20 protein-coding genes are annotated in these 21,199 nt (G+C 63.4%); 5 read left to right on the forward strand and 15 right to left on the reverse strand.

Annotated features, from left to right (window positions below; translation table 11 throughout):
* Nucleotides 1-231: 231 nt before the first annotated feature.
* The 7 genes from ahpF to AT395_RS19865 form a co-directional block, all read right to left on the reverse strand.
* Complete coding sequence (ahpF, locus tag AT395_RS19835; protein WP_048628898.1) at nucleotides 232-1,830, reverse strand: alkyl hydroperoxide reductase subunit F; 1,599 nt, start codon at nucleotides 1,828-1,830, stop codon at nucleotides 232-234.
* 189 nt (nucleotides 1,831-2,019) lie between these two features.
* Nucleotides 2,020-2,583, reverse strand: a complete 564-nt coding sequence (gene ahpC / locus AT395_RS19840) for an alkyl hydroperoxide reductase subunit C (RefSeq protein WP_010804507.1) — start codon at nucleotides 2,581-2,583, stop codon at nucleotides 2,020-2,022.
* A gap of 167 nt (nucleotides 2,584-2,750) precedes the next feature.
* Nucleotides 2,751-3,419 (reverse strand): NHL repeat-containing protein, encoded by a 669-nt coding sequence (locus AT395_RS19845; protein WP_048628897.1) that lies wholly within the window; start codon nucleotides 3,417-3,419, stop codon nucleotides 2,751-2,753.
* A 44-nt stretch (nucleotides 3,420-3,463) separates the two neighbouring features.
* On the reverse strand, nucleotides 3,464-4,684 hold the full coding sequence (locus AT395_RS19850; protein WP_042114810.1) for a hypothetical protein: 1,221 nt from the start codon (nucleotides 4,682-4,684) through the stop codon (nucleotides 3,464-3,466).
* Between the two features lie 58 nt (nucleotides 4,685-4,742).
* Nucleotides 4,743-6,242, reverse strand: a complete 1,500-nt coding sequence (locus AT395_RS19855) for a YfcC family protein (RefSeq protein WP_045852657.1) — start codon at nucleotides 6,240-6,242, stop codon at nucleotides 4,743-4,745.
* 124 nt (nucleotides 6,243-6,366) lie between these two features.
* Nucleotides 6,367-7,161 (reverse strand): IclR family transcriptional regulator, encoded by a 795-nt coding sequence (locus AT395_RS19860; RefSeq protein ID WP_042114809.1) that lies wholly within the window; start codon nucleotides 7,159-7,161, stop codon nucleotides 6,367-6,369.
* Complete coding sequence (locus AT395_RS19865) at nucleotides 7,158-8,081, reverse strand: N-formylglutamate amidohydrolase (RefSeq protein ID WP_048628896.1); 924 nt, start codon at nucleotides 8,079-8,081, stop codon at nucleotides 7,158-7,160. Before AT395_RS19865 ends, AT395_RS19860 begins: the two co-directional genes overlap by 4 nt.
* A 378-nt stretch (nucleotides 8,082-8,459) precedes the next feature.
* Between AT395_RS19865 and AT395_RS19870 the strand changes: the two genes are divergently transcribed.
* Nucleotides 8,460-9,692, forward strand: a complete 1,233-nt coding sequence (locus tag AT395_RS19870) for a porin (RefSeq protein ID WP_224787511.1) — start codon at nucleotides 8,460-8,462, stop codon at nucleotides 9,690-9,692.
* A 45-nt stretch (nucleotides 9,693-9,737) separates the two neighbouring features.
* Here the strand turns inward: AT395_RS19870 and AT395_RS19875 are convergent, their stop codons facing one another.
* Entirely contained in the window at nucleotides 9,738-9,980 is a 243-nt protein-coding gene (locus AT395_RS19875; protein WP_042114808.1) for a hypothetical protein, read from the reverse strand.
* A 240-nt stretch (nucleotides 9,981-10,220) separates the two neighbouring features.
* Between AT395_RS19875 and AT395_RS19880 the strand changes: the two genes are divergently transcribed.
* Both AT395_RS19880 and AT395_RS19890 read left to right on the forward strand, forming a co-directional pair.
* Nucleotides 10,221-10,667 (forward strand): MarR family winged helix-turn-helix transcriptional regulator, encoded by a 447-nt coding sequence (locus AT395_RS19880; RefSeq protein WP_048628895.1) that lies wholly within the window; start codon nucleotides 10,221-10,223, stop codon nucleotides 10,665-10,667.
* Between the two features lie 281 nt (nucleotides 10,668-10,948).
* The gene (locus AT395_RS19890; protein WP_042114806.1) at nucleotides 10,949-11,812 is read left to right on the forward strand and encodes a DUF72 domain-containing protein; all 864 of its coding nucleotides are present in this window, start codon (nucleotides 10,949-10,951) and stop codon (nucleotides 11,810-11,812) included.
* Nucleotides 11,813-11,912: 100 nt separating this feature from the next.
* On the opposite strand, the gene AT395_RS19895 is transcribed toward AT395_RS19890, so the two are convergent.
* A complete protein-coding gene (locus tag AT395_RS19895) occupies nucleotides 11,913-13,289 on the reverse strand; it encodes an MFS transporter (RefSeq protein ID WP_048628894.1) in 1,377 nt (458 codons plus the stop codon).
* Nucleotides 13,290-13,572: 283 nt separating this feature from the next.
* On the reverse strand, nucleotides 13,573-14,751 hold the full coding sequence (gene pobA, locus AT395_RS19900; RefSeq protein WP_048628893.1) for a 4-hydroxybenzoate 3-monooxygenase: 1,179 nt from the start codon (nucleotides 14,749-14,751) through the stop codon (nucleotides 13,573-13,575).
* A 287-nt stretch (nucleotides 14,752-15,038) separates the two neighbouring features.
* On the opposite strand from pobA, the gene AT395_RS19905 reads away from it, so the two are divergent.
* Entirely contained in the window at nucleotides 15,039-15,965 is a 927-nt protein-coding gene (locus AT395_RS19905) for a helix-turn-helix domain-containing protein (RefSeq protein WP_048628936.1), read from the forward strand.
* 72 nt (nucleotides 15,966-16,037) lie between these two features.
* On the opposite strand, the gene pcaD is transcribed toward AT395_RS19905, so the two are convergent.
* From pcaD to pcaH, 5 genes are all read right to left on the reverse strand, one after another.
* A complete protein-coding gene (pcaD, locus tag AT395_RS19910; protein ID WP_042114802.1) occupies nucleotides 16,038-16,844 on the reverse strand; it encodes a 3-oxoadipate enol-lactonase in 807 nt (268 codons plus the stop codon).
* Between the two features lie 13 nt (nucleotides 16,845-16,857).
* Nucleotides 16,858-17,283 (reverse strand): 4-carboxymuconolactone decarboxylase, encoded by a 426-nt coding sequence (pcaC, locus tag AT395_RS19915; RefSeq protein WP_042114801.1) that lies wholly within the window; start codon nucleotides 17,281-17,283, stop codon nucleotides 16,858-16,860.
* Entirely contained in the window at nucleotides 17,280-18,656 is a 1,377-nt protein-coding gene (locus AT395_RS19920; protein WP_048628892.1) for a 3-carboxy-cis,cis-muconate cycloisomerase, read from the reverse strand. The genes pcaC and AT395_RS19920 overlap by 4 nt, the downstream gene beginning before the upstream one ends.
* Before the next feature lie 162 nt (nucleotides 18,657-18,818).
* On the reverse strand, nucleotides 18,819-19,409 hold the full coding sequence (gene pcaG / locus AT395_RS19925) for a protocatechuate 3,4-dioxygenase subunit alpha (RefSeq protein ID WP_048628891.1): 591 nt from the start codon (nucleotides 19,407-19,409) through the stop codon (nucleotides 18,819-18,821).
* Nucleotides 19,410-19,412: 3 nt separating this feature from the next.
* Nucleotides 19,413-20,123, reverse strand: coding sequence for a protocatechuate 3,4-dioxygenase subunit beta (gene pcaH / locus AT395_RS19930; RefSeq protein WP_042114798.1), 711 nt, complete (start codon nucleotides 20,121-20,123; stop codon nucleotides 19,413-19,415).
* 119 nt (nucleotides 20,124-20,242) lie between these two features.
* Between pcaH and pcaQ the strand changes: the two genes are divergently transcribed.
* On the forward strand, nucleotides 20,243-21,190 hold the full coding sequence (gene pcaQ / locus AT395_RS19935) for a pca operon transcription factor PcaQ (RefSeq protein ID WP_042114797.1): 948 nt from the start codon (nucleotides 20,243-20,245) through the stop codon (nucleotides 21,188-21,190).
* Nucleotides 21,191-21,199: the final 9 nt, after the last annotated feature.

The raw sequence follows: 21,199 nt of genomic DNA on the forward strand, positions 1-21,199 counted from the left end.
CATAAGACTCACGCGTCGGGTGTCAATTTGAAGGAGCACATGGTGACAACGAATCGGTCGATTAACGAATATCTGCGTAGTCTTTGGGCATCGGCTGTACTTAGGCGGGAAATTTGATGCGTTTTCCCATTAACCCGAATCGAAACAATGAAAAAAGAAAAGCCCTCACGCGCGTCAGGCGTGAGGGCTTGGCTACGAGGCAAGTGCGGCCAGGGGCCGCGTGCGCGAAGATCAAGCGGCGATCTTCTCCGGCGTTGCCGCCTCGTCTTCCACCGAGCTGAGCATCAGGTGTTCGAACGCGCCCAGCGACGCCTTCGCACCTTCGCCCACGGCAATGACGATCTGCTTGAACGGCACCGTCGTAACATCGCCGGCGGCGAACACGCCCGGCACCGACGTCTTGCCCTTGGCATCGACTTCGATCTCGCCGTGACGCGAGAGCGCCACCGTGTCCTTGAGCCATTCGGTGTTGGGCACCAGACCGATCTGCACGAACACCCCTTCGAGGGCAATCGTGGCCGTCTCGCCAGACACACGGTCGCGGTAGGCAAGGCCGTTGACCTTCTGGGCATCGCCATGAATCTCGGTCGTTTGCGCGTTCGTCAACACACGCACGTTCGGCAGGCTGCGCAGCTTGCGCTGGAGCACTTCGTCTGCACGCAGTTGCGCGCCGTATTCGATCAATGTGACTTCCTTGACGATGCCGGCAAGATCGATGGCGGCTTCCACGCCCGAATTGCCACCGCCAACGACCGCGACGCGCTTGCCCCTGAACAGCGGGCCGTCGCAGTGCGGGCAGTACGCCACGCCGCGGTTGCGATATTCGCGCTCGCCCGGCACCCCGATTTCGCGCCAGCGCGCACCGGTGGCCAGCACCACCGCACGCGCCTTGAGCACAGCGCCGCTGGCCAGATGCACTTCGTGGATCTTGCCCGGCACCAGGGCTTCGGCGCGTTGCGTGTCGATCACGTCGACGTCATAGGTCTTGACGTGCTGTTCGAGCGCCGTGGCGAACTTCGGCCCTTCGGTATGTGTCACCGACACGAAATTCTCGATGGCCATCGTGTCGAGTACCTGACCGCCGAAACGCTCGGCGACCACGCCCGTCACAATGCCCTTGCGTGCTGCATAGATGGCAGCCGCAGCACCCGCCGGGCCACCGCCCACGATCAGCATGTCGTAGACGGGCTTGTTCTCGAGCGCCTTCGCAGCCCGTGCGCTGGCTCCCGTGTCGAGCTTCGCGAGCAACTCCTTCACGCTGGTCCGGCCTTGCGTAAACGACTCGCCGTTGAGAAATACCGTCGGCACCGCCATGACCTGACGCGCCTCGACTTCACTCTGGAACAGTGCGCCGTCGATGGTGACTTGTTGAATGCGCGGATTGATGAGCGCCATGACGTTCAGCGCCTGCACGACTTCCGGGCAGTTCTGGCACGACAGCGAAATGTAGGTTTCGAAGCGGAAATCCCCGTCGAGCGCGCGAATCTGCGCGATGGTGTCGTCGTCGAGCTTGACCGGATGTCCGCCGACTTGCAGCAACGCGAGCACCAGCGAGGTGAACTCATGGCCCATGGGCAGTCCGGCGAAACGAATGCGCGGCGCCTCGCCCGGCGTGCCGATGGCAAACGACGGACGGCGCTCGCCGGCGTCCTGATCGGGGTCGTTTCGCACCACCACAGCGATCTGCGGCGAGAGCGGCGCGATCTCGTCCACCAGCGCCTTCATTTCGGCCGCCTTGGGACTGTCATCGAGCCACACGGCGATCTCGATCGGGCGCGTGACTTTCTGGAGGTACGTTTGCAACTGGGCTTTGAGGTTCGCGTCCAACATGGCGTTTATCCGTCTCGATAGGGGGGTGATAGGGCGAGCACAGGCCACCGCGTCGGCCTGAGGCGGGCGCAGGTAAGCGTCGGGAATTCGGGATTGGGTGCCGGCGCGGCGGGTTTAGGGGGCCGCCGCGCCGGCGGGACGCCGCTCTGTGACGGGAGCGGCGCTTGCTGCAGTGATCGCGCTTGACGCTTAGATCTTGCCGATCAGGTCGAGCGACGGGCTCAGCGTTTCGGCGCCCGGCGTCCACTTGGCGGGGCAGACTTCGCCCGGGTGAGCGGCAATGTACTGCGCTGCCTGCACCTTGCGCAGCAGTTCCTTGGCGTCGCGGCCGATGCCGTTGTCATGGATTTCGCACAGCTTGATCTCGCCTTCCGGGTTGATCACGAACGTGCCGCGCAATGCCAGACCTTCCTCTTCGATCAGCACGTCGAAGTTGCGCGAGATCGCGAGCGTCGGGTCGGCAACCATCGGGTACTGGATCTTGCGGATCGTGTCCGACGTGTCGTGCCAGGCCTTGTGCGTGAAGTGGGTATCCGTCGAGACACTGTAGATTTCGACGCCCAGCTTCTTGAATTCTTCGTAATGGTCGGCCAGATCGCCAAGCTCGGTCGGGCACACGAACGTGAAGTCGGCCGGGTAGAACACCACCACCGACCACTTGCCCTTCAGGGTTTCGTCGGTCACGGTGATGAAGTCGCCGTTCTGATAAGCGTTGGCTTTGAACGGCTTGATCTGGGTGTTGATGATCGGCATGTCGTTGTCTCTCTGACTGGGTGGAAAGTGTTGCCAGTATGCCGAACGCTATCGATTAATAGAAATTGATTATTAAAATCTATTCAATTGAAGCAGGCTATCGACGCCGATAGCCTGCTTCCTACCTTATGGCGATGACCTCGCCAGCGGCCACCTCGGTGAGAGAGTCAGTCCTTCGGGTAGCGCACGGCTCGCACCTTGCCGCTTGCGCCGCCACCGCAGTAGAAGAGGCCGTGGCCGTCGTACTCCAGACCGCTCACGCCAATACCGTCGGGCATCTGCACGCGCTGGAGCACTTCGCCGCGCGCCGGATCGACCTGACGCAACTCGCTCTCGTCGTTCTCCCAGGTGCCGTGCCAAAGCTCGTCGCCCACCCACGTGACACCCGTGACGAACCGGTCGGATTCGATGCTGCGCAGCACCTTCCCCGTCGCCGGGTCGACTTGAAAGATGCGACGGTCGCGATATTGTCCGACCCAAAGACTGCCTTCGGCCCATGTCAGTCCCGAATTGCTGCCGCTGTCCGGTGCGGGAATCGAATGCACGACGCGACCGGTCGACGGCTCGATCTTGTCGATGCGGTCTTCACCGATCTGATAGAGATACGTGCCGTCGAAGGTGGTGCCGGCGTCGCTTGGCGCGTCGATGGCGCGGCGGACATCGCCGCTGACCGGGTCGATGGCCAGCAGCTTTTCTCCCGTGGCCGCCCAGACTTGCCGGCCGTCGAAGGTCACGCCGTGGATGCTCGGGGTTCCGGGGAAAGGACCATATTCGCAGGCGATGTCGGCCGCGCTCACGGCGGCGGTGCGAAGGCTTCGTTGCGGTTTGCTCGTCATGTCAGTCTCCTGTAGTTACGCCTTGGCAGGCGCGCAAGACCACTCTAGCCAAACGACCATCCCGCAGGGAGTAACAAAATCGTCGTGAATTCGGTGAGCGGCGGCGCCATCCAGCGTTGCGCCCGTGCGCGGCCGATCGACCGTACCCGGCCCTGCGATTCGAGTTCGACCAGGGCACGTTGCACAGTGCGCTGACTGGCGTCGAGGGCCATGGCCAACGCAGACGTCGACCACGCCGCGCCATCGGCCAATAGGGCGATCAACGAGGCACGTTCGCCGTCGATGGGCGGCAACAACACGGTAACGGCGGTCGCGGTAGTGGTGCGCAAGGCGAAGCCGCGCGGGGTCGCGTCGATCTCGGCAATGCCTTTGAGCAACACGCGCAGACGTCCGATTTCGACACGCAGCCGCGCGCGATGTGTCTCATCCGGATGGCGCAGCCGGAACGCCTCCGCGATCAATGCTTCCCTGTCGACATCGTCCGGCCACGCGCGGGCCAGTTGCAAGGCCAGCGCAAACAGCACCGGGCGCTTCGCCAGCGGGCGCCATGTGTTGCCGATGCTCACGCCCCGACGGCAGGCGTCGATCACCAACGCATTGGAATGAAGCAGTGCGACCGCGTCGGCGAGGGTTAGCGCACGCTCGCCGCCCGCGTGCCATTGGCGTGCGGCCGGACGTTCGAGCGAATCGTTCAGGTTTTCGATTTCGGCACTGAGCGCGGGAACCCCTGCGGCGGTGGCCGCGTCGGATGCGCGTGCGAGCGCGCGGCGAGCGTCGGCAATCCGCAGCGTGCGCAGCGCCAGCTCCGCGGCGATCAGGGCGTGAACGGCAACGTGACGTGCGGGCACATGGGGCAACGGCGCCTCGTGCAGCGCTTGCGCGGCGGCGTCGAGTTTGCCAACGAGCAGCAAGCGGCGTGCAACAAGCAGCCGGGCGAGCATGGCGTTGGGGAAGTCGTCGTGCGCGGCGAGCAGGGCCGCAGCGTCTTGCAGCGAGCGTGAGGTCCCGCCGAGATCGCGCATGGCGAGGGCGACTTCCGCATCGGCGACAACGCATCGTGCGCGGGCAAGCGCCTCATGACGTCCGAAGCCTCGTGCGGCACGCTTGAGCAGTTCGCGCGAGCGCGGATAATCGCCAAGCTGCGCCATCGCGATCCCGCGCAACGCGAGCGCGGGCGGATCGTCGCGAAGCGCAACACGGTGCAGCGCACCCAGCGGGTCGCCCGCAGCCAACGCGCGGGCCGAAGCGGCGATGAGGGAGTCCATCGCGCGATATTACCGCGTAGCGTGCCCCGCCCCCGCCGCGAAAGTGTCGCCCGGTCGATCAGTACCCGCTAAGCACGGCGAACGCCAGCGCGCCGCCGGACAACACGAGCAATACAAGGAACAGGGGAAGAATGAACTTCAGCCACTGACCGAAGCCCACCCGCGCCGTGGCGAGATATGCCAGCAACATGCCGGACGTCGGCGTGATCATGTTCGTCAGCCCGCCGCCCAGCAGAAACGCCAGCACCGACGTCTGCGGACTCACGCCCGAGAGCTGCGCAATCGGTCCGATGATCGGCATGCTCACCGCCGCCTTGCCCGAGACCGACGGAATGAACACGTCCAGCGCCATTTGCACGCCCATCAGACCGTTGGCGACAGCCACCGCCGATTGCCCGCGCACCTTGAGCGTGAAATCGTTGATGAGCGTGTCGAGCACGTAGCTGCCGTGCAGAATGATCTCCACCGACGCCGCCAGCCCGATCAGCAATCCGGCGAGCATCATGCCCTTGAGTCCCTCCACGAACGCGTCGGCCGCCGTGCGCGAATCGAGGCGACCGACCACGGCCGTCACCAGACTGGTTAACACGTAGAACGCCGACAGTTCCAGATTGCCCCACTTCAGTTCGCGCGTGCCGTAGACCAGCATGACCGCCGCCAGCGCCAGTACGAGCAGCGTGGCTTTGTGGCGGCGCGACAGCCGCGCATGCAAATGCGCCACCGTCGCCATCTGCGCGCGCGCCTCGGCCAAACGATAGTCGCTGCGGTACACGTGCCACAGAAAATAGGCGATGCCCAGCGCAAGAAACACCACGAACACTGCGATACGAAGACCGATACCGGAGAACAGCGGCAAGCCGACCAGCGGTTGCGCCACGGCCAACGCCAGCGGATTGGTCACCGAAGCGATATAGCCGATCTTCGCCGCAATCGCCACCAGCGCCACCGCGAACAGATTCGACAATCCCAATCGGCGCGTCAGCACCATGACCATGGGAATGACAACGAGGTACTCGGAAATGAAGCCGAGCAATGTGCTGCCCAGCGCAATCAGCACCATGAGCAGCGGTGCGAGCACGTACATGTTGCCGGATGTGAGTTGCAGCAGCCGGTCAATGCCCGCATCGATGGCCCCCGTCTTGCGCATCACGCCGAACATGCCACCTACGAACATCACCATGAAGATGAGCGGCGCGTTCTTCACCAGCCCTTGGGGTACCGCAAGAAATGCCGACACTACGTTGGCCGGCTGAGCCTGTTCGGGTGTGCTGTGCGCGGCCTTCGGCGCAACGAGAGAGCCGATGTCGTGCGTCTTCGGCACCACCTGATAGGTGCCCGGCACCACGAGTTTGCCGTCGCGCTCGAAGCGCCCGGCGTCGACCCACCAGGTCATGGCCACGGCCATGATCAACACCCAGAGCATCATCACGACCGGGTGCAACATCTTGCCGTGCGGTTTCTCGGCCTTGCCCTGCTCGCCATCGCCATGCCCGGCAGAGGCGTTCGTAAGATCGGAATGGGAATGCCCGTCGACGGGCGTCGGCGCAAGCGCTGTCATGTCAGTCCTGCCTGTTGTCTCTTTTGTGTTTGTGAAATGACGTTGCGCTGCGCCCTGCCCCGGGTCGGCCGATGCGATGCGCGGATACGCCCATACGCTCGCCGGCCCGGAGACCATCGCCGGACTACGCCACCTTGTTGGCTTGCGCCTCGTTCGGGGCGCGTTCGCCAGCCGCACCCGCATACCCCAGTTCGGCCGAAATCTGCCGGCTGCAGGCTTGCAGCCGTTCCAGATAATCGGGAATCTCAATGCGACTGATGCGCGCTTCAGGCCCCGAGATGGAGAGCGCCGCCACAACGTCGCCGGACACATCGCGCACCGGCACCGCGATAGCCACGGCACCGCTCGTGACTTCGCCCGCGCTCATTGCATAGCCCTTGCGCGCCACCGCCGCCAGTTCGTCGGCAAACGCCATTGGCTCTGCGGCCACCGGCAGATGCTTCATGCGCGCGAAAAACTCGTTGCGAATGGCGTCTTGAGAGAACGCAAGCAACAACTTGCCCGACGCCCCCGAACTGATCGGCCGGCGATTCCCCACCGAACCCACCGAGCGCACCTGATGCGTGGTTTCGCAGCGCGCCACGCACACCGTCTCGAGCCCTTCGCGTACACGCAGCACGATCGTCTCGTTGATCGCCTGATTGAGCGCGAGCATGTACTTCTGCGCGGCCCGCACGAGAATGTTCTGCTGCGACGCCGCCACGCCGATCACAAACGCCTGCGGCCCCAGCGAATAGGTCGTGGTGCGCTCGTCCTGCAATACGAAGCGGTTGTGCTCCAGCGTGCACAACATGCGATAGGTGCGCGACTTGTTGATGCCCAGGCGATTGGACAGCTCCGTCACACCGAGTCCCGGATGCTCCGCGACTAGCGAGAGCAGTTTCAGGGCGCTGTCGACCGAATCGACGATGTAGTTCATGGGATTTCCTTCGGGCTTGACTGCATGCGCACCCAACGGGCGAGCGCAGCCGTGAACGTTTCCAGGTTGCGCCCGAGCGTATCAAATCCCGCGTGCTTCACAAAGCGCGTCTCGTCCATATACAGCGCGCGATTGATTTCGATCTGCAAACTGGAGCGCCGCCGGCCCGGATCGCTCACCGCCGTGAGCAAATCGCCGCCCTGATAGGGCGCATTGACCTGAACGCGATATCCCTGCTCGCGCAGCGCCTCGGCAACCCACTGCGTGAAGGCCGGGTCGGACGTGGTCCCGAGCCGGTCGCTCACAACCATGTCGGGACGCGGCTCGCCGTCATCCACATTCATCGCATTCCCGCGCGATTTCATCGAATGGCAATCGACGTGCCACAGCGCTCCGTGCCGTGCGTAGGCGGCTTCGGCCGCTACGCCAAGCGCCTGACGATACGGAGAATAGTAGGCGTCGATACGATGGCGCACTTCGGCCACCGTCAGCTTGCGGTCGTACATCGGCATGCCTGGCAACGCGTAGCGGCGCAGCAGGCCCATGCCGCGCGCCGAGTACTTCTCGGGGGCAATGGGCCCCGGCCACGGTGCGTCGAGCATCTCGGCGTCGATGTCCGTCACGGCGCGATTGGCGTCGATATAGGCGCGTGGAAAGTTCGCGGCGATCAGCGTACCGCCGTGACGCGGCACGCATGCCCAGAGTTCGTCCACGAAGGCGTCCCACCCCGTGAGCAGCGCTTCACGTGGCGCAACCGTGCCGAAGTCGTGCGGCATGTCGAAGCCGCTGTGTGGCGAGTCGAACACGATCGGGAGCGACGGCACGCTCGGCGGCACGACCACGCAAACGTCGCGTTGCGTCATGTCATCAGTCATGAATCTGCCGGGCAAGGCCGTCGTGTTGTTTTCTTGCGTCACCATCAAAAATTTTTCCCACGTACCGGCGGCCCCTGACGGGCCAAAGTCGCGGTCTCTACCTTCACCGAACCGCAAATGTCTTATTGAATAAAACAACGTATTAAAAATTAAGCCTCAAAAATTTGAGCCGGTCAAGCGCAGAATCTGTCGTCGACACAGGCACCTTCATCTCGCACCGCGAAAGTCCTTAGAAAAATAGCGGATTTTCCAGTGTTTCAATCATCGAAATATCCCTCCCTCCTCATCTTCGTCGCATTCACTTCTGTATTTTTTTCTCGCCGGTTGACGTACTTGCTTTCTGGAATCGATAATTTTCAAAACGTTGTTTTAATCAATAAGACATACGCAAAAAGTCATTCAACACACACCCGGAGGGGGGATATGAAGCAGAAGGTTTGGCCAATCGCTCGCGTGGCCGCAATGGGGATGGGGGTCGCAGCGCTGTCGGTGCTCAGCACGTCAGCCCGCGCACAATCGAACGTCACGCTGTACGGGCTGATCGACAGCGGCGTCACTTACGTCAGCAAGGTGGCGGGCCCGACCGGCACGACCACGGGCAACCGCTTCAGCGTGGACAGCGGAGACCTTCAGCAATCGCGCTGGGGCATGAAGGGAACGGAGGATCTTGGCGGCGGGATGAAAGCACTGTTCATCCTCGAAGGCGGCTTCTCGGTCGCCAATGGCACGGCGGGGCAAGGCGGGCTGCCGCTGGGCCGCACGTCGGTGGTCGGGCTCTCAAGCCCTTACGGTACGGTGCAGATCGGCCGCCGCAAGGACTACATCGACGAAATTGCGACCTGGTATTCGAGCGTCTACAACTTCGGTGTATTCATCAATGGTGTGCACGACAATAACCTCGACCGTGTCGGCGGCAACCGTTCCAACAACTCGGTCCGCTACGACACGCCCGACTATCGCGGCCTGACGGCCAACGTCACGTATGGGTTCGGCGGCACGGCCGGCTCGATGGCGACCGGTCAGTCGCTCGGCTTTGGTGCGAACTACAAATACGGCGGCTTTGGTGTGGGCTTTGGCTACTGGCAGTCGCGACTGGGCACCGGTACCGCTGCCGCGAACACGTCGAGCGACGTGGGAGCGAGTTCCGGTGCGGGCTGCGATCCGGCGTTCGGTCAGGCAGGCGACGTGTGTATTCGCACGTGGATGGTCGGCACGAGCTACAAGTGGGACAAGGCGCGCATCTACGCATCGTGGTCACGCACGCTCCAACCGCTCGCCCGCTTCGGCGGCACAACCGCACCACTTGCCACAACCTTCACCAGCGCGGCGAGCAGCGGGGCATTCGCTGCCGCAGGGTCGAACAACAATGCAACGAACGTGTTCGATGTCGGCGTGAACTACTGGGTGCTGCCCAATCTCGAGCTGATCGGCGCCGTGCTGCACTCGCGCTACTCGTTCGTCGGCGCACCGGCAACCGGCCGTCTGCTTCAGTTCAACGTCGGTCTGGATTACTTCCTGTCGAAGCGCACCGACATCTACTCGTACGTTGCGAACCTGCGCGCATGGAATATGTATAGCCCCGGCATCACCGGGGGGGCGCCGGGTCGCGACGCCACCCAGAGCGCCATGACCATCGGTCTGCGTCACGTGTTCTAAGCGGGAAGGCCGCACCCTGCAACGGGGTGCGGCTGCAATACGGTGTCAGTGCGCCTGCGAGGTTGACTCGTCGCGGCAATCGCCACCCGGGCAAGACGATGGCGAACCGCGCGCATGCGCAACCGGCGCGGACGACGTGCCCTGCCGTCCGAACCCGATCTGCTCAAAAACACCGCCACCCAGCTCAAAGCCGGTGGCGTAGTGATAGGCGGCAACCGTGGAGCCGAGTGCCACCGATAGCAACAACAACGTACCCGTACGCCAGCGGCGTCGGACCGTGGAAGCCATGTCTCCTCCCTGTCAGAGGTCGGCCCGCGCAAAAGATACTTGTCACCAACCCACGGTAACCACACTCCAGCATCTCGGCGGGGATCGAGTTCCAGTCAATTGCTGAGTCTCGTTTTTTCGCGATTCTGCACGTAGGCGGCCTTGTTTGTCATCCCGGGTATCCCTAAGACCGTTGAATATATCGCATTGTGATATATTTTTTGGTTTTCGGACCTCCCCGCGTCTCACGCCTGCCTGCCCATGCCCGAGCCCACCTCATCCGGCGCAAGTCGTTCGCCGATCACGGCCGACGCGCTGACCAAGAGCGATTTCGAAGCCCTTTCGGAATTTCGCTACCGTCTGCGCCGCTTCCTCAATTTCAGCGAGACGGCGGCACGCGAAGGCGGTATCACGCCCCAGCAATATCTCTTGCTGCTTCATGTGAAAGGTATACCGGGGCGCGACTGGGCGTCCATCAGTGAATTGGCCGAGCGCCTGCAAGCCGTGCATCACAGTGTGGTGGCGCTGGTCGCCCGGTGCGAAAAGGCAGGACTGGTCACGCGCCGTCAAAACGAAAGCGACCGGCGCGTGGTGGAAGTGCATCTGTCGGCGGCAGGCGACGCCTGCCTCGCCAATCTCGCGGCACAGCATCGCAACGAGTTGAGCACGTTCGCAGACATCTTCCACATTCGTGGCGTTCATCTGTAATCACGGCATTGTCATGATCGCAGTTCCCCATATCCCCACACGCCACGTGGCCGGGACTGCGTGCGTTGGCTGCCGGCCGTGAGCGATCTGGTAAAGCCAGCGGAGCATTGGCGCGCCGAAGAGGAGGTGCGCGAGCGCATGCTTCATCTCGGATGCCGACGTAATTGAGCGCGCCGCACCGCAAGCAACGTGCATCGGCCCCATTGACGCACGTTGCCCGGTGGCTTCACCATCGAAGACTTCATCTCCCCGAATGCGCCGGGGCACCGGCGCGATCTCCGATGGCGACGACTCACCCCTCCAAAACGCCGACGACGCGTGCAACCAACGCGACGCGCGCGTCGTCTGGCAACCGCATTCGCATTGGTGTGGGCGGCTGGAATTTCGCCCCTTGGCAAGGCACGTTCTATCCCGAGAAGTGGCCAAAGCGCCGCGAACTCGAATATGCCAGCCGGCACCTGACTTCCATCGAAATCAACAGCACGTTCTACGGCTCGCAAAAGCCCGCAACGTTCCGGCATTGGTTCGAGGAAACCCCCGACGACTTCGTGTTCTCGGTCAAGGCATCGCGTTACGCCACGCATCGGCGCGTGCTCGCAGAAGCCGGCGAATCGATCTCGCGCTTCTTCGACAGCGGTGTGCTGGAACTGGGCAAGAAGCTCGGCCCGGTGAACTGGCAATTCGCGCCAACGAAAGCCTTCGATGCGCAGGACTTCGAACACTTCCTGAGTCTGCTGCCGACCGAGGCTGGCGGCTATGCGATCCGTCATGCGCTGGAAGTCCGGCACGAGAGTTTTGCCGTGCCCGAGTTTGTCGCGTTGGCGCGCAAGTACCACATGGCGATCGTGCTTGCCGGCGATGCGAAATTCCCCTGCATCGCCGATGTCACCGCTCCGTTCGTCTACGCACGCCTCATGGGTACGCAGGAGCACTATAAGCTCGGGTACGCGCCAAAGGCGATGACGCAGTGGATCGAGCGGGCGCAAGCCTTCGCGCAAGGCGGCGCACCGAAAGACCTCGACACGCTCGCCGGCGCCCCGCCCAAGGCAACGCATCGCGACGTGTTTCTCTATGTCATCAGCGGCTTCAAGGAGCGCAATCCCGCCGCCGCGATGGCAATGATCGACGCCTTGGCAAAGCACTGACCGAATCGCAGCGGATACGCCTCGCCACATAAAAAAACGGCGCCCCTGGAGGCGCCGCATCACGTACTGCCACAACTACGGTCAATCCGTGGGCCGAACGTCAGTGCATGGCGGCCGAGTTACGCGCCTCGCGCGACGTCGCCGACTGATTTCCGTTGGCACGCTCCCAAGCGTTCTTCGCCAGCAGCGCGACCGTGGCGATCACGGCCGGAATCGCCAGCAGCGAGAAGGTCGCGGAAAAGCCCAGATGGCGGCGCATCAACTCGGCGCCCAGCAGCGCACCGGCAATGCCGCCGAAGCGCCCGATACCGAGCATCCATGCCACACCAGTGGCGCGCCCGTGTGTCGGGTAGAACATGGCGGCGAGCGACGGCATCGACGACTGCGCACCGTTCATCGCCGTGCCGGCAAGGAAAATCAGCGCCACCAGCAAACCGATATTGCCCATTGCCTGACCGACGGCATACACCAGCACTGCGGTGAGCGCATAGCCGATGGCAACCACTTTCTGCGCGTTGAACTTGTCCATCAGCCAGCCCGACAGAATCGTGCCGATGCCGCCACCCAGCGGAAACAGGGCTGTGATGAGGGCCGCGCGTTCGATGGTGAAGCCTGCATCCTTGAACAGGATCGGCATCCAGCTTGTGAGCAGATAGAAGATTACGAGTCCCATGAAGTACGTGAGCCACAGCATCACGGAACCGAAGCCGTACTGTTTCGAGAGCACGACGCTGATGGCAGAACCCGCGCGCTTCGGTGCCGCTTCATTGACGGTAAAAGTACCGACATCGCCGAGCGATTCGCCCGAGATGCGCGACAGAATGCGACGCACGCGCTCAACCGGTTTTTGACGCACGACGAGAAACTTCACCGACTCCGGCAGACACAGCACCAGCAGCACCGAGAGCACCAGCGGCAATACCCCGCCCAGCACCAGCACGCTGTGCCAGCCGAAGTGCGGTATCAGCCACGAGGCGACGAATCCACCGACCGACGCGCCGAGGGGGAAGCCGCAGAACATGGTGTTGACGATAACGGCGCGGCGCGATTCCGGCGCGTACTCCGAGATCAGCGTCACCGCGTTAGGCATGGCCGCGCCAAGCCCGAGTCCTGTCAGGAAACGCAGCGCGGTCAACGTGTCGAGATCCTGAGCGAACGCAGTGGCGAGACTCGCAACGCCGAAGAAAACGACCGAGAGCACCAGCAGTGTCTTGCGTCCCAACTTGTCGGCCAGCGGCCCAGCGAAGATCGCGCCGCCCGCCAGACCGAAGAGGGCGGCCGAGAGCACCGGGCCGAGCGAGCCGCGATCAATGTGCCACTGCTGCACGAGCGAGGGCGCAATGTAACCAATGGCGGCCGTATCGAAACCATCGATGGCCACCACGAAGAAACACAGGATCAGCACCAGCCATTGATAGCCGGAAAACCGTTGTGCGTTGATATAGGCGGGCACATCCACCGTGCGCGATTGATTCATGAAACTGTCTCCTCGGGGCGTGGTCGCCCCGCTTGTCATCCCATTATTATTTTGAATTCGGCGCCGCCCTGACGCGCCCGTTCATTTGGGGGCGAGCGCGGTCTGAATACCTGACTGCCTTGATGCAGCGGGGCGGCGGCGTCGAAATCTGCCGCTACTGTACGTCTTTCGACTGCCCGTCAAAATGATCTTTCGTCAGCCCATCCATAACGGACGGTTATGCTCGCGGCCACCGCTGGCGGTTATAGCACATCGGTGACCCTGCTTCGACGTCCCCCTATCGTCAAGCCAGCGGCAGCCCTACATAGTTCTCCGCCAGCATGAGAGACGCTGCGCGCGAACTCACCACGTACTCAAGCTCCGAGCGTTGCATCTGCTGCTCGAACGGCGTGGCGTCGTCGAGACGGTGCAGCATGCGCGTCATCCAGTACGAGAAATGCTCCGCGCGCCAAATCCGCTTGAGCGCCGCCTCGGAATAGCCCTGAAGCGCTGCTTCACTGTCGCGTTGATAGAAGTCGTCGAGCGCACGCGCCAGTCGCCAGACGTCGGCCACGGCCAGGTTCATGCCCTTGGCCCCTGTCGGGGGCACGATGTGTGCGGCGTCGCCCGCCAGGAACAGACGGCCGTATTGCATCGGCGTCGCGACGAAGCTGCGCATGGCGACCACATTCTTCTGGAAGATCGGGCCCTCCTTGAGACGCCAGCCATCGTTCGTCTCCGTGCGCGCATGCAGCTCGCCCCAGATGCGCTCGTCGCTCCACGACTCCGCCCGCTCGCTCGGGTCGCACTGGAAATACATGCGCTGCACCGTGGGCGAGCGCGTGCTGATCAGCGCAAAGCCGCGCTCGTGCGCTGCGTAGATCAGTTCGTCTGACGACGGCGGTGCCTCGACCAACACACCGAACCAGCCAAACGGATACACCCGCTGGTACTCCTTGCGCACCGACGCCGGCATGGCCGGGCGGCACACCCCATGGAAGCCGTCGCAGCCCGCGATGAAGTCACACGTCAAACGTTGCACCTGACCGTCCATCGTGAACTGCACGCTCGGTTGCGTGCTATCGATGTCATGCACCGAAACGTCCGATACGTCGAACAGGATCTCGCCCTGCGCCGCTTCCCGCGCTGCGATCAGATCCTTGATGACTTCATGCTGCGCGTAGACGGTGATGGCGCGTCCGGTCAACTCGGTAAGCGGTATGCGATGACGCTGACCGCCGAACGCCAGCTCGACACCGTGGTGCACCGCGCCTTCGCGCCGCATGCGCTCGCCAACGCCCGTGTCGTTGAGAATGTCCATCGTGCCCTGCTCCAGCACACCGGCACGAATGGTCGACTCGACCGCTGCACGCGAGCGCGATTCGAGCACGACCGACTCGATACCTTGCAAGTGCAACAGGTGGGAAAGCAGCAAGCCGGCGGGACCGGCGCCAACGATGACGACGGGGTAATGGGTACGCATGAATTGTCTCCTGAGATTTGCACCGCCCTCCTCCGGTATGTCTGAGCCGGGTCATGTCGCGACAGGAAAATGGCATGCGGCATGTGCGCGAATTGCATTTCTCGGTTGCCTTACGCACGCTGCACCAACTTAAGACTGCGCGTAAACGAGTATGTCGAAAGATGCGCTCACGCCTTGTCACGAGGGGCGAATGCGTCATATCTTATGGAGCACGCGCGTCGCGTTGAATGGATGAATCGACGACTTTCTTGTACTTTTTTGACAACTTCGCCCAAGGGAAAACCAGTATGTCAGGCGCGTCATCCCGGCTGCGCGCGGCTCGCGAGACGATTCCGGAATTCTCGCTGTACGGAGAATTGACGGAAACCGACAGCGCCGATTTCGTCCACATCGAATGGATCGAAACACGCAGCCGCCTCTACGACTGGCATATCGATACACATCGGCATCTGGGACTCTTTCAGGTGTTGGCGATTTTCGAAGGCACGGTCGAGGCGAATGTCGACGACGCGACCTGGGAAGTCGAAGGCCCGGCCGTCATTACGGTGCACCCTTCCGCCGTGCACAACTTCCGCTTCTCGCGCGGCGCACACGGGTTCGTGCTCACGATGGCGCAAAGCGTGCCGTTCGATGCGGCCATTGGCGCCGACGCCGACATGGAGTCCTTGCTAAGCAAGCCGTGGCTCTTCCCGCTAGGCGAGGCACCGCAAACGCGCGACCGCCTCTACACATTGCTAGGCCTGATCATGGACGAGTTTTCGCGCCCGCAGCTGGGGCACGCGGAAATGGTCGGATGGCTCACACGCAGCGTGCTGCTGCTGCTCGCCAGGCTGCACGCGCATCGCGAATCCGCGACACGTTCCGGACGCACGGAACTGGATCTGTTCGCTCGCTTTCGCGCGCTCGTCGAATCCCACTACACGCAAGCCTGGGCCATACCGGCTTACGCCGAACGGCTGCATGTCACCGAGAGCAAACTCAACAGACTGTGCCGCCGCATTGCGGGCAAATCGGCTTTCGATCTGGTGCAGGACCGCCTGATGCTTGAAGCCCGCCGCAAGCTCATCTACATTCCCGCGCCGGTTTCCCACGTCGCGTATGAACTCGGGTTTCAGGACCCGGCATATTTCTGCCGCGTCTTCAAACGGCATGTCGGCGTCACGCCGTCGGCCTTTCGGCGCACGGCACAAAACGCCCATCTGGGCGACGAGTGAAAATGCCCGGCCGGGTCGGCGAGGCGCTCCGTCGAGCGCCTCGCCCCCGTGCTCACGCTGGCAAGTTGGCGCTTACGCGCCCGCCAGCGTCTTCCCCCGAAGGAAGGTCAGCAACGCGTCGGTGACCGCCGGCGCGCACTCGATGTTCGACAAATGCGCGCCCGGCACAACGACCTGCTGCGCGCCGGGAATACGCTCGACCATGGCGCTCGACATCGCGGGCGGCGTTGCGAGGTCTCCTGAGCCGGTAATGACCAACGTAGGCGCCGTGATCGACGCAATCTCGTCAAGCTGATTCATATCGCGCACGGCTGCGCAGGCCGCCGCGTAACCGTCTGCCGAGAGGGACCGGAACATCGCCTTCATGCGGTCGATGACTGCGGGTTCCTGCTGCGCGAACTCGGGCGTGAACCAGCGCGACACCACGGCGTCGGCAACGGCGCCCATGCCATCGGCCTGCACCGCGCGAATGCGCGCGTTCCAGCCATCCTCACCGCCAATGTGGGCAGACGAGCAAACAATCGCCAGACGATCGAGCCGCTGCGGTGCATGAATGCCCAGCCACATCCCCGTCATGCCGCCCATCGAGACGCCGGCCAGACTCGCGCGTTCGATGTGCAGGGCGTCGAGCAATGCGATCACGTCGCGTCCCAATTGGCCGATGACATACGGCCCCGGCGTCACGGACGATCCCCCGTGCCCACGGGTGTCGTAGCGAATCACGCGGAACTCGCGCGCGAGTGCCGGCACCTGCGGCGCCCACATGTCCAGCGTCGTGCCCAACGAATTGGACAGCACAAGCGCCGGCGCCCGTTCGTCACCGTCGACGGCCACACGCAGTTGGGCGTCACCTGCGTCAATCAGACATTCCATGCTCATTCGGTGAATCTCCTCAGCCCTGCGCGTCGTTGCGCACACGGGTGGTCGAACCCGGCTCGGCGGCTTCCATCTCCGCGAAGACCTTCTCGGCATCGTGAATCGCCTGATTGGCCGCAGGCAGGCCGCAATACAGCGCGGCGTGCATGAACAGTTCCTTCATCTCGTCGCGCGTCACACCGTTGTTGAACGCAGCGCGCACGTGCATGCGGAATTCGTCGCCGCGATTCAGCGCGATAAGCAGCGAGAGCGTAATCATGCTGCGCATGTGCCGCGTGAGCCCCGGGCGAGTCCACACGTCGCCCCAGGCGAAGCGCGTGATGAAGTTCTGAAAGTCGTCGTTGAACTCGTTGCGGCGAGTCAGCGTGCGGTCCACGTGCGCGTCGCCGAGAACGGCGCGGCGCACCTGCATTCCGTTGTCGTAGCGTTCCTGATCGTTCATTTGGATTTCCTGCCGGATTGGGGGATCGCCACCGCAGTGTCGGCGAGCGCGAGCACCTGGCTCACGAACGTCTCGGCGGCGCCCAGATAATGTTGCGGGTCCATGAGGCGCTCAAGCGCGTCGCTGGAGAGAATGCGTGTGATGTCGTCGTCTTCGCGCAGCACATCGAGCAAATGGCGTTGCTGAGCGAGCGCGTCGCGGCAACGCGCTTCGACACGGCGATGTGCTTCGAGACGTCCCAGCGCTTCGCCAAGCGCCATGGTCACGGCCTCGGCCATGATGAGCCCGTGCGTGATCTCGAGATTCGCTCGCATGCGCGACGTATCGACGGTCCAGTCGTCGACGAGCGTGCGTGCCGTGGCCAGCGCGCCGCCGCACAGCATGAGCAGTTCGGGCAGCGTCTCCCATTCCGCGTGCCAGTTACCCAGCCCACGCTCGTGGTCTTGCTGCATCGCAGCGAACAGAGTGGCAGCGAGTTGCGGCGTGCGGGCGGCGGCGGCCAATATCGCGGCACAGCCAACCGGGTTGCGCTTATGCGGCATGGTCGATGAGCCGCCACGCCCTGCCCCGGAAGCCTCGGCGATTTCGCCGACTTCGGTTTGCGTCAGCATGGCGGTGTCGCGAGCGAACTTGCCAAGCGAGCCGGTCAGCGACGCCGCCCAGCCGCCCACGCGCACGATGCGATCGCGCTGACCGTGCCATGGCGTAGCGGCATTCGACAGCCCCAGATGACGGGCAAGCGCCGCCGCGACGGCGGGGCCTTGCGTGCCGAGCGATGCCAGCGTGCCTGCCGCACCGCCGAATTGCACGCACAGCACCTGCTCACGCACGTTCGCCAGATCGGCACGCGCCCGCAGCAAAGCGTCGAGCGTGCCCGCGAGTTTGAGCCCGAAGGTGATGGGTAACGCATGTTGCAGCCAGGTGCGCCCGATCATGACCGTGGCGCGATGCTGCCGGACCTGTCCGGCGAGTTGACGAATGAGGCCGTCGAGATCTGCCCCGATGTCGTCGAGCGCAGCGCGCACTTGCAGAATAAGGCCGGTATCGATCGCGTCCTGACTGGTGGCGCCCCAATGGACGAAGCGGGCCGCGTCGGCGTCGAGCGCTTTCACGCGTGCGGTCAGTTGCTTGACCAGCGGAATGGCGAGGTTGCCCGCGCGAGCCGCGTCGTCGCGCAGCGAGGCCCAGTCCAGGTCACTGGCACGGGCGGCGGCGGTCATCGGAGCGACGGCGGCAGCCGGGATCAGACCGACCTCGGCTTCGGCAGCGGCCAACGCCACTTCGAAGTCGAGCATGCCCTGAAGCGTGGCGTCGCGCGAGAAGCACGCCGTCACGGCAGAGCCGCGCAGCAAGGAGTCAAGCAGTTCCGTCATCGGAGGGTCGATGGAGGTTGGTGATTAAGGTCTGTTCGCACGAATTGCACATTCATGGCCAAACCCTTGTACGTTGCAAAAATGCAGATACGGCCACGGGCCACCGGCACTTTCATGCCAGCAGCCCGAAGCCGCGCCAGTTTCAGCCTTGCACGACCGACTTCAAAGGTCGAGGAACACCGTCTCCTCGTCGCCCTGCATGCGGATGTCGAACCGATACGACACACGGCCACCGCTCACCTCGCGGCGCGCGATCAGCGTGTGGCGACGCTCGGCCGGCACTTGTTGCAGCACGGGGTCGGCCTCGTTGGCCGCTGCCTCGTCGTCGAAATAGATACGCGTAAACAGATGATTGAGCAAGCCCCGCATCGTGAGAATCACATCGATGCGCGGCGCTTCGCCCGGCGCGGTCGCGCCCGGCTTGATCGTCTCGATGACGAAGCGGTTCTGGGGGTCGGTGCCGGTGCCGCAGCGGCCCGTGCCGGCGAAACCCGTGCGCTCGATCTCGTCGGCGCTCTGCACGTAGCGGCCGTGGGCGTCGGCCTGCACAACCTCGATCAGCGCGTCGTTGATCGGATTGCCTGCGCCATCGAACACCTGACCAATCAGGCGAATCGCCTCGCCCTCAGCGCGATCGAGCGCGACCACGGGCGTAAAAGCGCTCTTGAAGTCGTACAGGTACTGTTCCGGCGACAGGCCATAGGCGAAGTACGGACCGACGGTCTGCGACGGCGTTTGCTGGTAATCGGACATGGCTCAGGACTCCATCGGCGTTTGGTCGGCACCGCGCAGCACGATGTCGAATTCATAACCCAGCGCGTACTCGGGCTCGGTGATGTCCATCGAGAAGCGCGCGATCAGACGGTCGCGGGCATGTGCCGGCGTGGCCTGGAAAATCGGATCGTAAGCCAGCAACGGATCGCCCGGGAAGTACATCTGTGTGACAAGGCGGGTCGCGAAATACTGACCGAACACCGAGAAGTGCAAATGCTGCGGACGCCACGCATTGTGGTGGTTCTTCCACGGATACGCACCCGGCTTGATGGTCAGGAATTTGTAGCGGCCCTGCGCGTCCGTCAGGGCACGGCCTGCGCCCAGGAAGTTCGCGTCGAGCGGGGCGTCGTGCTGATCTACCTTGTGCACGTAGCGGCCACAGGCGTTGGCCTGCCAAAGCTCCACGAGCGTATTGGGCACCGGGCGGCCGCCTTCGTCGAGCACGCGGCCCGTGACGATCATGCGCTCGCCCAGCGGCTCGCCGTTGCGAACCGCATTGCGCGTGAGATCGCCGTCGAGCTCGCCGATGATGCCGTGGCCGTAGACCGGCGCGCGCAGGTTGGCGAGGTTTTGTTTGACCGGCACGAGCAGTTGCTTGGGGCCGCGCAGCGCCGTGGATTTGTACCCGCTGTCGATCAGCTTGGGATGCGAATCCCAGTCCCGGGGGCGCAGGACAGTGGTCGTTTCCGACATGGTCTCACTCCATTTTGTGTTGACTGATCTGGCTTGTCGCCAGCTTGTTTTCGACACTATATCCATAATCAACGGATATATTTATTGACATTTTCTTAGGCATTTCATAACTTTTCGGCATGGAAAGACACTTACTCGACGGGCGCATCAAGTTGCGCCATCTGCAATGCCTGCTGGCCGTCGCGCAGCACGGCAGTCTTCAGCGCGCGGCCGAAGCGCTGTCCATCACGCAACCGGCCGTCAGCAAGACGATTGCGGAACTCGAAGGGCTGCTCGGGGTGCGGTTGTTCGATCGCGGACGCAACGGCGCACGCCCGACCGCGCAGGCGGAACTGTTCCTGCGGCATGCGGGCGCGAGCGTGAGCGCGTTGCGACAGGGCATCGACGTGCTCTCGCGCGCCGTTGGTCAGACAGGCGGCGTGATCGAGATTGCCGTATTGCCGACGTTGGCCGCCGCCATGATGCCCAGCGTGCTCGAAACCTTCCGGCGCGAATGGCCGGGCATCGTGGTACAGGTTCACACCGGCGCGAATCAGCAATTGCTCACGCAGTTGAAGTCCGGAGAAATGACGCTTGCACTGGGCCGGATGTCCGATCCCGAGGGCATGGCGGGACTCACGTTCGAGCATCTTTGCGCGACCCCGCTCTGTGTGGTGGTGCGCCCCGAGCATCCCCTCGTGCAGCAGCGCAGCGTGTCGATGGGCGATCTGGCCGGCCATCACGTCATCCTGCCGCCGCACGGCACGATCCTGCGGCATACTGCCGACAGCTTCCTGCGCGCACACGGCGTGGGCACGCTCGACGACTATTCGGAGCTGCTCTCGATGTCGCTCGCGCGCGCCATGACGCTGCGCGACGACGTCGTGTGGATCGCCTCCGAGATCACGGTGCAGGACGATCTCGCCGACGGCGTGTTGTGCGCCCTGCCCTTCGCGACGAAAGGCACGGAGGAGTCCATCGGCATTCTGTGGCGCAACGACACGGTGCCCACCCCGCCGGAACAGACCCTCATCAGCGCGATGCGCGAGGCTGCGCGCGTGCGCTACGGCGTGCCGGGACTGCGCTGACGAGGTCAC

The organism is Pandoraea apista, assembly GCF_001465595.2.
Lineage (GTDB): Bacteria > Pseudomonadota > Gammaproteobacteria > Burkholderiales > Burkholderiaceae > Pandoraea > Pandoraea apista.

Excerpts from the sequence above, each read along its gene's own strand:
- ahpF (WP_048628898.1), bottom strand. The coding sequence starts at position 1,830 with ATGTTGGACGCGAACCTCAAAGCCCAGTTGCAAACGTACCTCCAGAAA.
- ahpC (WP_010804507.1), bottom strand. The coding sequence starts at position 2,583 with ATGCCGATCATCAACACCCAGATCAAGCCGTTCAAAGCCAACGCTTAT.
- AT395_RS19845 (WP_048628897.1), bottom strand. The coding sequence starts at position 3,419 with ATGACGAGCAAACCGCAACGAAGCCTTCGCACCGCCGCCGTGAGCGCG.
- AT395_RS19850 (WP_042114810.1), bottom strand. The coding sequence starts at position 4,684 with ATGGACTCCCTCATCGCCGCTTCGGCCCGCGCGTTGGCTGCGGGCGAC.
- AT395_RS19855 (WP_045852657.1), bottom strand. The coding sequence starts at position 6,242 with ATGACAGCGCTTGCGCCGACGCCCGTCGACGGGCATTCCCATTCCGAT.
- AT395_RS19860 (WP_042114809.1), bottom strand. The coding sequence starts at position 7,161 with ATGAACTACATCGTCGATTCGGTCGACAGCGCCCTGAAACTGCTCTCG.
- AT395_RS19865 (WP_048628896.1), bottom strand. The coding sequence starts at position 8,081 with ATGGTGACGCAAGAAAACAACACGACGGCCTTGCCCGGCAGATTCATG.
- AT395_RS19870 (WP_224787511.1), top strand. The coding sequence starts at position 8,460 with ATGAAGCAGAAGGTTTGGCCAATCGCTCGCGTGGCCGCAATGGGGATG.
- AT395_RS19875 (WP_042114808.1), bottom strand. The coding sequence starts at position 9,980 with ATGGCTTCCACGGTCCGACGCCGCTGGCGTACGGGTACGTTGTTGTTG.
- AT395_RS19880 (WP_048628895.1), top strand. The coding sequence starts at position 10,221 with ATGCCCGAGCCCACCTCATCCGGCGCAAGTCGTTCGCCGATCACGGCC.
- AT395_RS19890 (WP_042114806.1), top strand. The coding sequence starts at position 10,949 with ATGGCGACGACTCACCCCTCCAAAACGCCGACGACGCGTGCAACCAAC.
- AT395_RS19895 (WP_048628894.1), bottom strand. The coding sequence starts at position 13,289 with ATGAATCAATCGCGCACGGTGGATGTGCCCGCCTATATCAACGCACAA.
- pobA (WP_048628893.1), bottom strand. The coding sequence starts at position 14,751 with ATGCGTACCCATTACCCCGTCGTCATCGTTGGCGCCGGTCCCGCCGGC.
- AT395_RS19905 (WP_048628936.1), top strand. The coding sequence starts at position 15,039 with ATGTCAGGCGCGTCATCCCGGCTGCGCGCGGCTCGCGAGACGATTCCG.
- pcaD (WP_042114802.1), bottom strand. The coding sequence starts at position 16,844 with ATGAGCATGGAATGTCTGATTGACGCAGGTGACGCCCAACTGCGTGTG.
- pcaC (WP_042114801.1), bottom strand. The coding sequence starts at position 17,283 with ATGAACGATCAGGAACGCTACGACAACGGAATGCAGGTGCGCCGCGCC.
- AT395_RS19920 (WP_048628892.1), bottom strand. The coding sequence starts at position 18,656 with ATGACGGAACTGCTTGACTCCTTGCTGCGCGGCTCTGCCGTGACGGCG.
- pcaG (WP_048628891.1), bottom strand. The coding sequence starts at position 19,409 with ATGTCCGATTACCAGCAAACGCCGTCGCAGACCGTCGGTCCGTACTTC.
- pcaH (WP_042114798.1), bottom strand. The coding sequence starts at position 20,123 with ATGTCGGAAACGACCACTGTCCTGCGCCCCCGGGACTGGGATTCGCAT.
- pcaQ (WP_042114797.1), top strand. The coding sequence starts at position 20,243 with ATGGAAAGACACTTACTCGACGGGCGCATCAAGTTGCGCCATCTGCAA.